Annotated in this window: 11 protein-coding genes; 3 read left to right on the top strand and 8 right to left on the bottom strand. The window is 57.4% G+C overall.

Annotated elements, in window-relative coordinates:
* Nucleotides 1–15: 15 nt before the first annotated feature.
* The 3 genes from Q7F16_RS09100 to Q7F16_RS09090 form a co-directional block, all read right to left on the bottom strand.
* A complete protein-coding gene (locus Q7F16_RS09100) occupies nucleotides 16–1,725 on the bottom strand; it encodes a putative 2-aminoethylphosphonate ABC transporter permease subunit (protein ID WP_409555678.1) in 1,710 nt (569 codons plus the stop codon).
* The gene (locus Q7F16_RS09095; protein WP_409555677.1) at nucleotides 1,725–2,765 is read right to left on the bottom strand and encodes a putative 2-aminoethylphosphonate ABC transporter ATP-binding protein; all 1,041 of its coding nucleotides are present in this window, start codon (nucleotides 2,763–2,765) and stop codon (nucleotides 1,725–1,727) included. Before Q7F16_RS09095 ends, Q7F16_RS09100 begins: the two co-directional genes overlap by 1 nt.
* Nucleotides 2,766–2,905: 140 nt before the next feature.
* Nucleotides 2,906–3,772 (bottom strand): LysR family transcriptional regulator, encoded by an 867-nt coding sequence (locus tag Q7F16_RS09090; protein ID WP_204127192.1) that lies wholly within the window; start codon nucleotides 3,770–3,772, stop codon nucleotides 2,906–2,908.
* A 527-nt stretch (nucleotides 3,773–4,299) separates the two neighbouring features.
* On the opposite strand from Q7F16_RS09090, the gene Q7F16_RS09085 reads away from it, so the two are divergent.
* Together Q7F16_RS09085 and Q7F16_RS09080 are read left to right on the top strand one after the other, a co-directional pair.
* The gene (locus tag Q7F16_RS09085; RefSeq protein ID WP_046063398.1) at nucleotides 4,300–4,647 is read left to right on the top strand and encodes a DUF6124 family protein; all 348 of its coding nucleotides are present in this window, start codon (nucleotides 4,300–4,302) and stop codon (nucleotides 4,645–4,647) included.
* 385 nt (nucleotides 4,648–5,032) lie between these two features.
* On the top strand, nucleotides 5,033–6,313 hold the full coding sequence (locus Q7F16_RS09080) for a hypothetical protein (protein WP_409555676.1): 1,281 nt from the start codon (nucleotides 5,033–5,035) through the stop codon (nucleotides 6,311–6,313).
* Between the two features lie 378 nt (nucleotides 6,314–6,691).
* Here Q7F16_RS09080 and Q7F16_RS09075 read toward each other — a convergent pair whose 3' ends face one another.
* The 4 genes from Q7F16_RS09075 to Q7F16_RS09060 form a co-directional block, all read right to left on the bottom strand.
* The gene (locus tag Q7F16_RS09075; RefSeq protein WP_409555675.1) at nucleotides 6,692–7,531 is read right to left on the bottom strand and encodes a hypothetical protein; all 840 of its coding nucleotides are present in this window, start codon (nucleotides 7,529–7,531) and stop codon (nucleotides 6,692–6,694) included.
* 548 nt (nucleotides 7,532–8,079) lie between these two features.
* Complete coding sequence (locus Q7F16_RS09070; protein WP_003196203.1) at nucleotides 8,080–8,853, bottom strand: MetQ/NlpA family ABC transporter substrate-binding protein; 774 nt, start codon at nucleotides 8,851–8,853, stop codon at nucleotides 8,080–8,082.
* A gap of 79 nt (nucleotides 8,854–8,932) precedes the next feature.
* Nucleotides 8,933–9,607 carry a methionine ABC transporter permease gene (locus tag Q7F16_RS09065; RefSeq protein ID WP_014335809.1) on the bottom strand — a complete coding sequence of 225 codons (675 nt, stop codon included), beginning with the start codon at nucleotides 9,605–9,607 and terminating at the stop codon, nucleotides 8,933–8,935.
* Entirely contained in the window at nucleotides 9,607–10,614 is a 1,008-nt protein-coding gene (locus Q7F16_RS09060; RefSeq protein WP_014335810.1) for a methionine ABC transporter ATP-binding protein, read from the bottom strand. The genes Q7F16_RS09065 and Q7F16_RS09060 overlap by 1 nt, the downstream gene beginning before the upstream one ends.
* Before the next feature lie 260 nt (nucleotides 10,615–10,874).
* Here Q7F16_RS09060 and katE point away from each other — a divergent pair, with 260 nt between their 5' ends.
* Nucleotides 10,875–13,016, top strand: a complete 2,142-nt coding sequence (gene katE, locus Q7F16_RS09055) for a catalase HPII (protein ID WP_409555834.1) — start codon at nucleotides 10,875–10,877, stop codon at nucleotides 13,014–13,016.
* Nucleotides 13,017–13,122: 106 nt separating this feature from the next.
* Here katE and Q7F16_RS09050 read toward each other — a convergent pair whose 3' ends face one another.
* Nucleotides 13,123–13,836, bottom strand: a complete 714-nt coding sequence (locus tag Q7F16_RS09050) for a PA5502 family lipoprotein (protein ID WP_046063401.1) — start codon at nucleotides 13,834–13,836, stop codon at nucleotides 13,123–13,125.
* Between the last annotated feature and the right edge of the window lie 5 nt (nucleotides 13,837–13,841).

Here is a 13,841-nt window from a genome sequence, read left to right as displayed (position 1 = left end):
CAGTCTCCAGGGTAATCAATGGCCGGCGGCCGTGCGCCAGGCTTGGGCCCGACGCAGCACGCCGCGTGAGGCCCCCGCCAGCAGCAGCGAAACCGCGGCCGAGGTGAGCAGAATCAGGGTGGACATGGCGGCGGCACCGCCGACATTGCCGGCGTCGTCCATGTTCAGCACGGCGATGGCGGCGAGCAGGCTGTCCGGGCTGTAGAGGAAGATCACCGCCGACACCGTGGTCATCGCCGAGACGAACAGGTAGCGCAGGATGTCGAGCAACGCCGGCAGGCAGATCGGCAGGGTGACGCGCAAAAAGTGGCGCAGCAGCGGCACCTTCAGCGACAGCGCGGCGGCCTCGAACTCGCCATCGAGCTGGCGCAGCGCGGCGCTGGCGGTCAACTGCGCAGTGGTCAGGAAGTGCGCGATGGTGCACGCCACCAGCAGGGTCAGGCTGCCGTACAGGCCGTGCAGCGGATTGCCCGGCAGGTTGAAGAAAAACACGTAGCCCAGGCCCAGCACCAACCCCGGCACCGCCATCGGCACGAAGCTGAGCAGGCGCAGGGCCTGGGTCAGCGGGCTCTGCCGGGTCTTCTCCAGCAGGTAGGCGCCGGTGAAGGTCAGCAGGCTGCCGAACACGGCTGTGCAACTGGCCAGCAGCAGGCTGTTGCGGTACACCTGCCAGCCGCCGGGGAGTTCGGAAAAGGCGTAGTGGTGCAGCGACAGCGACAGGTCGTAGGGCCAGAACTTGACCAGCGACGAGTACATCGCCATGCCGAACACGCCGAGCAGCGCCGCGCAGATCAGCAGCACCACGGCGAGGAAGGCCAGGTCGCGGCGGCGCGATGGTTGCGGCTGGTAAACCTGGGCGCGGCCGCTCATTGCCTCGCGCTGACGCCGGCGCAACCACAGGTCGACGGCGAAGCTCAACAGCGCCGGCAGCAGCAGGACCATGCCGATCAGCGCGCCACGGCCGAACTGCTGCTGCCCGACCACTGCTTTGTAGGCCTCCAGCGCCAGCACCTGATAATCGCCGCCGACCACCACCGGTACACCGAAATCGGTGATGCACAGGGTGAACACCAGGCAGAAGGCAGCGAACACGCCCTGTCGGCTACCCGGCCAGGTGATGCTGCGAAATGCCCGCCACGGTGAAGCGCCCATGCTCGAGGCGGCGTCGAACAGGCGCGCATCGGCCAGGGCCAGAGCCGAAAGCAGCACCATCAGCGCATGGGGGAAGGTGTAGATGGCTTCGCCGATGACGATGCCCCAGAAGCCATAGATATTGTCCGTGAGCAGGTGCCGGAGCGCGCCCTGGTTGCCGAACAGGTAGATCAGCGCGATGCCCGGCAATATCGACGGCGCCAGCAGCGGCAGCAGGGAAATGCCGCGCCACAGGCCCTTGGCCGGCACGCAGGTACGCTGCAGCGCATAGGCGAAGGCGTAGGATAGCGGCACGACGATGGCGGCCACGGTCAGCGAGACCGCCAGACTGTTGCCCAGCAGCCAGCGGAAGTTGGCGCTGCCGAACAACTCGGCCGCCGCCGTCAGCCCACCGCCCTGCCCGGGCTCGCTGGCAAAGCCGCGCCAAAGCATGGCCAGTAGCGGCAGCAGCACGGCGAGAACCAGCAGCACCAGCAGCAACCACTGGCCACCGTGGACGAATACCCGGTCGGCCAGGTCGGCAGGCAGGCGCCGCGCGCCGGCTTGGGGCTTGCTCAGCAATACCTGTTCCATCAGACGAACACTTGCAGGCTGCGTGGCGGCAGGGCCACCCAGATATGCGGGGCGCCCAGGCGCGGCATGGCGTCCGGCGCCAGCTCGGCAAGCAGGGCATGCCCCGGCAGGGCGTCCAGCTCGAAACTCAGGCGGCAGCGATTGCCGAGGAAGGTGATCTCGCGCATCTGTGCGCTGAACAGGTTGTCTTCGTGCACCGGCGGGTTGACCACCACCGCTTCGGGGCGGCAGAACAGGCGGCCGCGTTCGGCCGGCCGGACGCCGTGCAGACGCAGGCTAAGCTCGCCAACCCGGGCGTGCTCGCCGTCGCGCTCGTAGGGCAGCCAGTTGCCCTGGCCGACGAACTCGGCGACGAAGGGCGTGGCGGGCGCGCGATAGATCTCCTGGGGCGTGGCGTATTGCTCGACCCGACCGTGGTTGATCACCGCGATACGGTCGGCCATGAGCATGGCCTCGTCCTGGTTGTGGGTGACCATCACGGTGGTGATGCCCAGGCTCTTCTGCAACTGGCGCAACTCGCCGCACAGGTGTTCGCGCACGCGAGCGTCGAGGGCCGACATCGGTTCGTCCAGCAGCAATAGCTGGGGCGCCGGCGCCAGGGCACGGGCCAGGGCCACGCGCTGTTGCTGGCCTCCGGAGAGTTGGCCGGGATATTTCTGCTCGCTGCCCTTGAGGCCGACCAGCTCAAGCATCTCGGCGACCCGTGCACGGAGGATCTCGCGGCTGTTGCCGGCCAGGCCGTAACCGATGTTTTGCGCCACCGTGAGGTTGGGAAACAACGCGTAGGATTGGAACAGGATGCCGTAGTCGCGAGCCTGTGGTGGTAGCGTGGAGACATCACGATTGCCGAAGAAAATATGGCCGCCATCCTGGCGCTCCAGCCCGGCGATGCAGCGCAGCAGGGTGGTCTTGCCGCAGCCAGAGGGGCCGAGCAGGCACACCAGCTCGCCAGCAGAGACGTCCAGCGACACGCCGTCCAGCGCCTGAAAGGCGCCGAAGGCCTTGTGGATGTCGCGCAGTTGCAAGCTAACTGTAGCCATGGCGGAACCTCGTCGGTGGAATACGAGGTCCATCCTGGACACAGGGTGCTAAGGCTTTATGGCAGTTGGGCAAAAACTGCCGATAGTGGTATCGGTGGATTTATGCAGTGCTTTCGCCCAAAAGGCGGGCGCAAGGCACCCTATGAGGTGCTCGCGGCTTCCCGCGCCAATGCCAGAAAGACCGCCGGCAGGCGCGCGCTGCGGCGCTCCTTCAGGCAGTAGAGGTATTCGGCAATCAGCGGCGCGCCGTCCAGTTCGATCACCCGCAACTCGCTACTGGTCGGCACTTCGTGGCGGGCGATGATGCTGATGCCGATATTGCGCAGCACCGCTTCGCGAATCGACTCGCGACTGCCGATCTCCAGCAATGAGCCGAGCGCCACACCGGCGTCGCGCAGCAACTGCTCGGTGAGCACCCGAGTGGTCGAACCTTTCTCGCGCATCAGCAGGCAGTGCCCGGCCAGGGCCGCAAGCGGCACGCGCTCCCGCGCGGCCAATGGGTGGCTACGGTGTACGGCCAACACCAGTGGGTCGTGGCCCAACAGCAGGCGGGTCAGTCGCGGGTCTTCGACCAACAGCGAGGAGGCGGCAAGGTCTACGCGATAGTCTTCCAGCGCTTCGATCACCTGCTGCGAGTTGCCGATCTCCAGCGTCACCTCGCATTGCGGCAGTTGCTCACGGAAGCGCCGCACCAGGTCGAGCATGTAATAAGGCGCCGTGGCGCCGATGCGCAGGGCACCTTGTACCTGGCCGCAGTTGCGCAAGAAAAACTCAATGTCGGCCTCTTGCTGCAGCAACTGCTGCACCATGGGCAGCAGGCGCACGCCTTCATCGCTCAGGGTCAGACGCCGACCACCCCGGTAGAACAGCTCGACACCGTACTGCCCTTCGAGGCTGCGGATCTGCGTGGTGACCGTGGGCTGGCTGAGGCCGAGCTTTTTCGCCGCCTGGGTGATGCTGCCCAGGCGGGCGACCATGTGGAAGGATTTCAGCTCGGCGAAGGACATTATGTATACGGCTCTCGGTACGGATCACCCTTGAAGGCGCGTGAGCATACGTTACAGCTAGGAAGTGACAGAACGTCAGTAAAGCATGACGGGCAGATCGACTTGCAGCGTTTTGTGATGCGTTACGACAACGTCAGGCTGCATAGCTAGAACGGCCCTCTAGCGCCGAATTCCAAGGCAAAACGACGCCCTGTTTATTCCGCCACAGCCACCCTTCCATCAAGCTACGAATCCTTGCGCCATTGCCTACAACTACGCCAGAATCCGCCCGCTTGTGCGCCTTGCCCCCGGGTTCTATCGTTTCCCTGCCACTGCCCATCAGTGGTCGGGTTTAGTAGCTCGGTTAGTCATCTACGGTTGCATGAGTGTCATCCAGTCAGGCGTTTGCCTGCACTTGATGGTGGCTGTGCGCAAGGCGCCTTCGGGCGCGCCGGGTTTGGTGACTTTACCGGTCTACTAACTTGCGCACAGCTGCCTCCTTTTCGTTTAGTAGCGAGACGGTGCGGCCCTACTAGAGAAAAGTCCCAATGTTCAAACCTACTCCGAACCCTCCAGAGACAGGCCACGCCAAATCCAAGGCCAAAAAGCACGACGAAGCCACCAATCGCGCCTTGGATTACTACCTGCTACCAAAACCGGAAAAGTCCGAAGATGCATCCCAGCCGGGCCAACTCTTCACCGTCGCAAAAAACGCCGACAACGAATCCCTCCTCGCGAACCTCAGCGAAACACTGGCGGCAGCCGATGCGATGGTCAGCAACCTGGCCTTCGACCTGGAAGGCCCCCGCCGTCACATCCTTCTCGGCATTCAGCAGTTGATCGAATTGAGTTCATTGTTGGCGAATCGGGTGTTGGATAACGTTGATCCGAGATAGTACGGACAACCCCTCAGTGGAAAAACCCGACGTTTTTCGTCGGGTTGCTTTTTACGGCCTCTCAGTTGAAATATCGGCCGGAGATTTAGAGACGGGCAGTCGTCGATTTGAAGCTTCCTGTAGATGAATGTATAGCGTGATCAGAAACAGCTAAGTTAAACCGTCCTCGTTTCCGTTGGTCTGCGGGCGTCAGAGATGTTGACTGGGAGAACTGAAATCTGGCAGGTCTATACCGGGAGGATTGAGCCAATTGGCCTGTGATACGGATTAGTGTTTCGGTGGGTGCGTTGGATTGTTTTCGGCTCTAGAGCTGATTGCCGCCTTATCGCCATTATGAGATATTGAAATAAGAAAGCCGCCAATCAACGGACACATCGGGGGAAAAATGCTCAGAGATCTGGACGAGCTAGTTTTAAGTTGTGAAGATCCTCGATCTCGAAAATATATTGAAGAGGCTGTTACATGTTATAAAGCAGGCGCCTATCGCTCGTCGGTAGTGGCGTGCTGGATTGCAGTTGCCTTCGATTTGGTCGATAAAATAAGAGAGTTGGCGGCAGGAGGTGATAAGCAAGCGCAAGCAGAAATAACAAGATTCGAACAAATTCAAAAAGCTAATAATCTTCCCGGTGCGCTAAACTTCGAGAAAGAACTGCCGTTAATGGCAAAAGATAAATTTGAATTTATCTCGCATCTTGAATATTTAGATATTATGCGCTTGGTAGAAGATCGAAATCGCTGTGCTCATCCTTCACAAGTTTCGGATAATGAGGTTTTTTCGGCATCAGCGGAGCTAGCTCGAGTCCATATTTTTAATGCTGTCAGCTCTATACTTTCAAAACCTGCATCTCAAGGCAAGGCTGCTTTGGAGCGCGTACTTAATGACATAGAGTCTAAATTTTTTCCTAACGAAGTTGATGATGTTATTACGCTTTTTGAAGCTGGACCTTTGAAACGTTGTAGGGATTCATTATTTAGCAATCTTTTAAGAATTCTAATAAAAACCGTATTTGTCGAAGAAGAGATAGAGGCAAAATTCAAAAAATGCAGACTCGCGCTTTTGGCCTTAAAATGCATTCAACCAAATTTGTGGGAAAGATTTTTCGCAGATTCTGTTAAACAAATAATAGAACGCATGCGCACTGATGATGAATTATGTAGAGCGGTAGTGATGGTCGTTAGGTTGGAAAAGCTGGGATTATGGAACGTTTTGTCAAAAGCGGATCAATTGCGGCTCCTAACGTTTGTAGAAAATGCTCCACCTGCATTGTTTAATGATTTTGATTGGTTTTACATTTCTCCCCCTGTGCCAGCAGAGTTGGTTGCTATTTCAAACAAAAGAATAATGAAAGCAACACATGCTGAAATAGATCGAGCTGGTTGGCTGGTTATACCACCAATAGTTATTGATCGCTTGATGACGATATATTGTAATTCTGCAAGTTTTGCCGAGGCAAACACCTATGGTCGTACATTAAGACAAATGCTTCAGGATCTTGAACCTACGTACAAACAGGTGAGCGAGATTGTCAGAATGGCCTCAAAGAATGACCAAATCAAACATAGCAACGAGCTGCCTAATGTTCTAAGGCAGTTAGATGCTGTTGAGGGTGGAAGGGAGACGGTAGCGCAACTGATGTTGGACCATGGTTTAGAGGTGATAATTTAAATTAAATCCCAGTTCTATACGGTTGTGCGAAAAAAGACGAATTTTTTTGGTTAAAGCGAAACTCATGTGTGTAACTTAGGAGAAAACGGGGCAGATATAAAAGCTGTAATAAATTCGTCGCCTTTGTCTATGTCCCCTTTGTCTAGGGGACTTTTTGAATCACATCACCAAGCCATGGCTCTATATGTCTGAAGAATGCATGCAAGGGAGCCGGAGGTGCTATAGCCTAGCTGGCTTTTCTAAAAAATCCTATTTCCGCAAAAATATAGCAACAAAGAACGATCAAAGCGAAAAGTCTTATTGCCTAATAAAATAAGCTTTTTCTGTTTCTATATTTTCAGTTTATTAGGGAGGTTAGATACTTTACTCAAGTTATGGCTACAGGCTATCCGTTAAAAGATATTCATCTACTGCGGCTACAAAGTCAGCCCTAGAATTAAATGGTCGCAAACTGATATTATTCTCAACATATTTGTAATAAGCCTCATTGCCTAGCAGTTCTACGGTGTTTCCTGGCCAGCCAGAGTCGTGCTTGTATCGTTGTGTGGCTGCATTGATTTCTTCGAACTTATCAATGTTGCTTATGGCTTTTCTGTTGTTGGTATATGCCGTTCTTTTTAACCTTGATACGTCACGTGATATATCCTGCAACATGTCAAGTATGACTTGGTCAGGAGTGCCCTCTGTTTGGCTCAGTGCGGCGACTTTAAAACTCCCGAAATTTTTTAAAAAAGTCGAATGCGATGGGTCGTTTATAGATGCTTGATATGTAGCAAGGACCTTTTCCGCTAAAGATTTTTTAAAGTTTACTATACGAGAAAATCGTAGGTCTCGCGGGTATAAAAGATGTTCAATGACTCCAGTGTCGAATGAAAAGTCTGTTTTATCGTCCTTGATCAGAATGGTCGGCTTGTCAAATGCTAATCTCATGCCGAGCTCAAACATGACATTTGCATTTTTACAACTAACGTCACAAACAACAATGTCAGATAAATATATATTTTGAACAATTCTCTTTTGTATGACGCCAACATCATCTTGTTCGCTGACAAGTTTTGGTATGAAATTTAAACCCTCTATTCCGCCAATAGCATCACAGATAATATTTTTTACGTCAGCCCAATGTTCAGCAGTACATCCGTCGATTGCAGATATAGGCATCACCAAACCACACGTTAGAGCACCCTTCTCTGAAGCCTCATCGTTTCTGTTTGCCATCTAACTACTGTCCTCATCGATTGGGCTGGTGGCACAATGCCACGCCTTAGCTAAGGAATACCCTACTTCAATGAATTGCGCCAGCCTTGGCCGTGCGAATCACCCCAATCGGCTGGACGTCGACACTTCTATCGGAATTTCGTTTGGCCGAAGCGCTCCGGGGCGCAGCAAACCGTGATCGATGCGCTGCAAAACTACATCAATCACCTGAATAGCATACAAGCGGTATCACTGGTTCTGGCTTAAACGTACTGGCTGACGTGCCCGAATTCGTTCATGTACGCGACGTGATGCATCTTAGAGACCGGATTTCTTGCCATAGAAACACGAAAGCCCGCAGAGATTTCTCTCAAGCGGGCCTCGGAAGGTAGGCACGAGAGTCACCCCTCATGCGTTGGGATAAGTATTGTTGCGGGACAATCACTAGGTCAATCAAATTTGATGAATGCCCGTGATCTGCGGGCCTTTGCGCGACGCGCACATCTCCGAGCATAAAAAAAACGGGCCTGCATTCCCACGCAGCCCCGTTTTTTCACCACCTGATCAGATCAGAACGCCGGCAAAACCGCACCTTTGTACTTCTCAAGAATAAAAGCCTTCACTTCCGGCGTATGCAGCGCCGCCACCAGCTTCTTCATCGCCTCGCTGTCCTTATCATCCTCGCGAGCCACCAGGATGTTCACATAAGGCGAGTCGTTACCTTCGATAACCAGCGCATCCTTGGATGGATCAAGCTTGGCTTCCAACGCGTAGTTGGTATTGATCAACGCCAGATCCACCTGGGTCAGCACCCGCGGAATGGTCGCCGCTTCCAACTCACGGAATTTCAGATCCTTCGGATTCTCGGTGATGTCCTTGGTCGTCGACAGGATGTTGTTCGAATCCTTCAGCTTGATCACCCCAGCCTTAGCCAGCAGCAACAGCGCACGGCCGCCGTTGGTGGCGTCGTTCGGGATCACCACGTTGCCACCACCTGGCAATTCGGCGAGTGTCTTGTACTTACTGGAATACGCGCCAAGTGGTTCCAGGTGCACACCGGCCACACTCACCAGGTTCGTGCCCTTGGCCTTGTTGAACTCATCCAGGTACGGCTGGTGCTGGAAGAAGTTGGCGTCCAGGCGCTTTTCGGCGACTTGTACGTTCGGCTGGATGTAGTCGGTGAAGACTTTGACCTTGAGGTCCACGCCTTCTTTGGCCAGGGCCGGTTTGACGAATTCGAGGATTTCCGCGTGCGGGACCGGGGTGGCCGCGACGGTCAGGGTGTCGGCGGCGTGGGCGGAAAACGCTGCGGCGGCAGCGAAGGCAACCAGTAGTTTCTTCATTCAGCTAACTCCTTTTGAGGCGCCTGCTCTCGGCGCCTGCCAGCGAATGGCCGGCTCATGGTTTATTGGCCGCGAGGCCTTATTTTCTAGAGAAATGCACAACCAACTTGTCGCCCACGGTTTGCAGGACCTGCACCAGCACCAGCAGCAACACCACCGTGACCACCATCACATCGGTCTGGAAACGTTGGTAACCGAACCGGATTGCCAGGTCGCCCAAACCACCGGCGCCGACCACACCGGCCATGGCCGTGTAGGACACCAGCGTAATCGCTGTCACCGTAATCGCTGCAAAAATGCCTGGGCGGGCTTCCGGCAGCAAGGCGTTGACGATGATTTGCCGCGTCGTTGCGCCCATGGCCTGGGTCGCTTCGATGATGCCGCGGTCGACTTCGCGCAGGGCGGTTTCCACCAGGCGGGCGAAGAACGGTGTGGCGCCGACCACCAGCGGTGGGATCGCGCCGGCCACGCCCAGGGAGGTGCCGGTGATCAATACCGTGAACGGGATCATCACGATCAACAGGATGATGAACGGTAGCGAACGCAGGATGTTCACGATCAGCGACAGCAGCGCATACACGCCGCGGGCTTCGAGCAACTGGCGCGGGCTGCACAGGAACAGCAGCACGCCCAGCGGCAGGCCAAGCAGCACGGTGAACAGCAGCGAACCGAACAGCATCAGGAAGGTGTCGCCCGTCGCCAGCCAGATTTCCAGCCAGTCGATGTTGGAGAAGAACGAATTCAACAGTTCCATTAGCGCAGCACCTCCATGTGGACATCGGCCGCGGTGAAGCGGGCAAACGCCGCCTCCATGTCACCGCCGGTGATGGCGAGGGTCAGTTGCCCGTAGGGGGTGTCTTTGATGCGGTCGATACGACCGGCCAGGATGCTGTAGTCCACGCCGGTTTCCCGGGCAATGGTGCCGAGCAATGGCGCGTAGGTCGCTTCGCCCTGGAACGTCAGACGCACGATGCGCCCTGGGACGTGAGCGAAATCGTCGCGCTGTTCGCTTTCGTCGATCTGCTCGTCTTCCTGGACGAAACGCTTGGTGGTCGGGTGCTTGGGGTGCAGGAACACCTGGGCCACCGGGCCTTGCTCGACGATCACGCCTGCGTCCATCACGGCCACTTGATCGCAAACGCGGCGGATCACGTCCATTTCATGGGTAATCAGCACGATGGTCAGCTTCAGCTCGCGGTTGATCTCCGCCAATAGTTGCAGCACCGAGGCGGTGGTCTGTGGGTCGAGGGCGCTGGTGGCCTCGTCGCACAGCAAAATCTTGGGTTTGGTCGCCAGGGCGCGGGCGATGCCGACGCGCTGCTTCTGGCCGCCGGACAGTTGCGCCGGGTATTTGCGGGCGTGGTCGGACAGGCCCACCCGCGCCAGCAACTCGGCGACGCGCTGGTCGATTTCGCTGCGGGACAACTCGCCCGCCAGCGTCAGTGGCAGCGCCACGTTGTCGGCCACGGTCTTGGACGCCAGCAGGTTGAAGTGCTGGAAGATCATCCCGACTTGCTGGCGGAAGCGGCGCAGGCCGCTGGCGTCCAGGGCGGTGACTTCCTCGCCGTCGACGATGATCTTGCCGCCGGTGGAATCTTCCAGGCGATTGATCAGGCGCAGCAGGGTACTTTTTCCCGCACCGGAATGGCCAATCAGGCCGAAGACCTGACCGTTCTCAATCGTCAGACTGGTCGGATGCAGGGCGGGGATATCCCTACCAGCGACTCGGTAGGTTTTATGGACGTCTTGAAACTCGATCACGTAGCGAACCTTGTGGGGCGCGTTGGAAAAGGATCAGCGGTTAGCCGGGCGCGCATTTTAGCCTGTCCGTATAGAGGTTCTTAGCATTTATTTGCGATCAGACCTGTCATTTGGCAATAACGCGATCAAAGGCCATAAAAAAGGAACACGGCCAAACGGCGTCGGTCACTCATTAAGCCACTTGAAATGCCGGGGTCATGCACCTGCGGCATTGAACTCAGATTCCTGGCCATGGCGAGGAACGCAAAGAGGAGTCATGCCTGATGAGTACCAAAAAGCCCACGGTCAACAAGAGCCAACTGGCCGGGACCGACACACTGGATCGCGGCAACACCAACGCCAAGCTCGAGAGCCTGGAACAGTTTCGCTCCGACGCCACGGAACAGGCGTTGCGCACCAACCAGGGCGTGAAGATCGCCGATAACCAGAACACCCTGCGCGCCGGCCCCCGCGGCCCTTCGTTACTGGAAGACTTCATCATGCGTGAAAAAATCACGCACTTTGACCATGAGCGTATCCCGGAGCGCATCGTCCACGCCCGTGGGACCGGCGCCCATGGTTATTTTCAGAGCTATGACGCGCATTCGGCATTGACCAAGGCCGGTTTCCTACAAGATCCGAGCAAGAAAACCCCGGTGTTCGTGCGTTTTTCCACTGTGCAAGGCCCACGCGGCTCCGGCGACACCGTGCGGGACGTGCGTGGCTTTGCGGTGAAGTTCTTCACCGACGAAGGCAACTTCGACCTGGTGGGCAACAACATGCCGGTGTTTTTCATTCAGGACGCGGTGAAGTTTCCGGACTTTGTCCACGCGGTAAAACCCGAGCCCCATAACGAAATTCCTACAGGCGGCTCGGCCCACGACACGTTCTGGGATTTCGTCTCGCTGGTGCCGGAGTCGGCCCACATGGTGATCTGGGCGATGTCTGACCGTGCCATTCCAAAAAGCCTACGCATGATGCAGGGTTTTGGTGTGCACACCTTCCGCATGATCAATGCGGAAGGCAAAAGCAGCTTCGTCAAATTCCACTGGCGACCCAAGGCTGGGACCTGTTCATTGGTGTGGGACGAAGCCCAGAAGCTGGCGGGTAAAGATACGGACTACCACCGTCGCGATCTCTGGGAATCGATCGAGATGGGCGACTACCCGGAATGGGAGTTCGGCGTGCAGATTGTCGCCGAGGAAGACGAGCACAAATTCGACTTCGACCTGCTCGACCCGACCAAGATCATCCCTGAAGAGCTGGTGCCCATTACGCCCCTGGGCAAGATGGTGCTGAACCGCAACCCGGACAATTTCTTCGCCGAAGTCGAGCAAGTTGCGTTCTGCCCCGGGCACATCGTGCCGGGCATCGACTTTTCCAATGACCCGTTGCTGCAAGGGCGGCTGTTTTCCTACACCGATACGCAGATCAGCCGACTCGGTGGACCGAATTTTCATGAGCTGCCGATCAACCGGGCGATCACGCCGGTACACAACGGCCAGCGGGATGCGATGCACCGCACCACCATCGACAAGGGGCGTGCTTCCTACGAGCCGAACTCCATCGACGGCGGCTGGCCGAAGGAAACCCCGCCTGGACCGGAAGACGGCGGCTTTGAAAGTTATCCAGAGCGCATCGACGCCTACAAGATCCGCCAACGCAGCGATTCGTTCGGTGATCATTTCTCCCAGGCGCGGTTGTTCTACAAGAGCATGAGTCCTCATGAGCAGGAGCACATCATCGCTGCCTACAGCTTCGAGCTGGGCAAGGTGGAGCGTGAGTTCATCCGGGCGCGGCAGGTCAATGAGATCCTCGCCAATATCGACCTGGAACTGGCCGGGCGAGTGGCGAAAAACCTTGGGCTGCCGGTGCCTACCGCTGGCACCGTCGATGTGCCAACGCCATCGCTGGAGCAGTCTCCGGCCTTGAGCCAGGCGAACCTGCTGTCCGGCGACATCAAGACGCGAAAAGTGGCGGTGTTGGTGGCTAACGGTGTCGATGGCGCGATCATTGATGCGCTCAAGAAGGCCCTGAAGGCCGAGGGCGCCCACGCCAAAGTGCTGGGGCCGACCTCCGCGCCGGTGACCACGGCCGATGGGAAAACGCTGGCGGTGGATGCGTCCATGGAAGGGTTGCCGTCGATTGCCTTTGACGCGGTGTTCGTGCCCGGTGGGGCGGAGTCGATCAAGGCCTTGAGTCGCGACGGCGTGGCCTTGCATTACGTGCTGGAGGCCTACAAGCATCTGAAAGCCATTGGGCTTCATGGTGAGGCCCGGCAGTTGTTGGTGGAGTTGAAGCTGGAGGTGGATGCGGGGTTGATCGAAGATGCGGATGCGAGCGGTTTTTCGCGGTTTTTTACGGCGATTGCTCAGCATCGGGTTTGGGCGCGGGAGGCTAAGGCGAAGGCGGTTCCAGCCTAGAGAGATTTGTTGTCTGGTAGGGCGCTATCGCGAGCAAGCTCGCTCCCACATGGGGTTTCGTGATCGACACAAAACCCCTGTGGGAGCGAGCTTGCTCGCGATGCTTTTAGGGCTTACGCGGTGTCAGCACCATCTGCGCCGGCACACTGCGCAAAATCTGCTTCTGCAGCTTCAAATCAAACCCCGGGTCCAGTTTCTTGACCCGCTTGCTCAGCAACGTCGCCAACCAAGGATAATCATCGGTGCGCGGCGCCTGGATGCTGACGTCACACTGATAATTCACCACGTCGGCGGCGATGGCATCCAGTTGTCGACGCATTTGCTGTATATCGGCGAGGTTGAGCGCAACCGTGGTGCTGGGGGCGCTCGGGTCGATCACTTTGGCGACCGGTTTGGCTTCGGCGGCCTTGAGGTCGGCCTCGGCTTTATCCAGGTCGGCCTTGCGGGCTTCGGCAATGGCGCTGTTGACCTCGCCGGTGAGGGCTGGGGCCTTGGGCATCAAGGCTCGGGCACGGCTCAGGGCGGTGGCAGCGGCGTTGACATCACCTTTTTGCAGGTCGATCTGGCTGCGGCGCAAATACGCCTCGGCCAATTGCCGCTGGTAGGGTTCCAGCGAGCGGTCTTCGGGCGACTGGGCTTGCAAGGCGGCCAACTGGTCTTCGGCGGTGGCCAGCTCATTGCTGGCAAGGCTTTGCTCGAGCTGCGCGATGGCCGGGCCCCGCGTATCGGGGGCCTGGGTGACCGGCGGCGTACTCTGGCAGGCGCCCAGCAGCAGGGAAAATGCGACAAGGAGCAGATAACGGGAGGCGAACGGCTTCATTCCTG

It is taken from the genome of Pseudomonas sp. Lb2C2, from assembly GCF_052112205.1.
Taxonomy (GTDB): domain Bacteria; phylum Pseudomonadota; class Gammaproteobacteria; order Pseudomonadales; family Pseudomonadaceae; genus Aquipseudomonas; species Aquipseudomonas kilonensis.
This window is presented reverse-complemented; position numbering and strand designations above follow the sequence as displayed.

What these genes read in the sequence shown, in the direction of transcription:
- Q7F16_RS09100 (WP_409555678.1), bottom strand. Translation starts at nt 1,725, where the DNA reads ATGGAACAGGTATTGCTGAGCAAGCCCCAAGCCGGCGCGCGGCGCCTG.
- Q7F16_RS09095 (WP_409555677.1), bottom strand. Translation starts at nt 2,765, where the DNA reads ATGGCTACAGTTAGCTTGCAACTGCGCGACATCCACAAGGCCTTCGGC.
- Q7F16_RS09090 (WP_204127192.1), bottom strand. Translation starts at nt 3,772, where the DNA reads ATGTCCTTCGCCGAGCTGAAATCCTTCCACATGGTCGCCCGCCTGGGC.
- Q7F16_RS09085 (WP_046063398.1), top strand. Translation starts at nt 4,300, where the DNA reads ATGTTCAAACCTACTCCGAACCCTCCAGAGACAGGCCACGCCAAATCC.
- Q7F16_RS09080 (WP_409555676.1), top strand. Translation starts at nt 5,033, where the DNA reads ATGCTCAGAGATCTGGACGAGCTAGTTTTAAGTTGTGAAGATCCTCGA.
- Q7F16_RS09075 (WP_409555675.1), bottom strand. Translation starts at nt 7,531, where the DNA reads ATGGCAAACAGAAACGATGAGGCTTCAGAGAAGGGTGCTCTAACGTGT.
- Q7F16_RS09070 (WP_003196203.1), bottom strand. Translation starts at nt 8,853, where the DNA reads ATGAAGAAACTACTGGTTGCCTTCGCTGCCGCCGCAGCGTTTTCCGCC.
- Q7F16_RS09065 (WP_014335809.1), bottom strand. Translation starts at nt 9,607, where the DNA reads ATGGAACTGTTGAATTCGTTCTTCTCCAACATCGACTGGCTGGAAATC.
- Q7F16_RS09050 (WP_046063401.1), bottom strand. Translation starts at nt 13,836, where the DNA reads ATGAAGCCGTTCGCCTCCCGTTATCTGCTCCTTGTCGCATTTTCCCTG.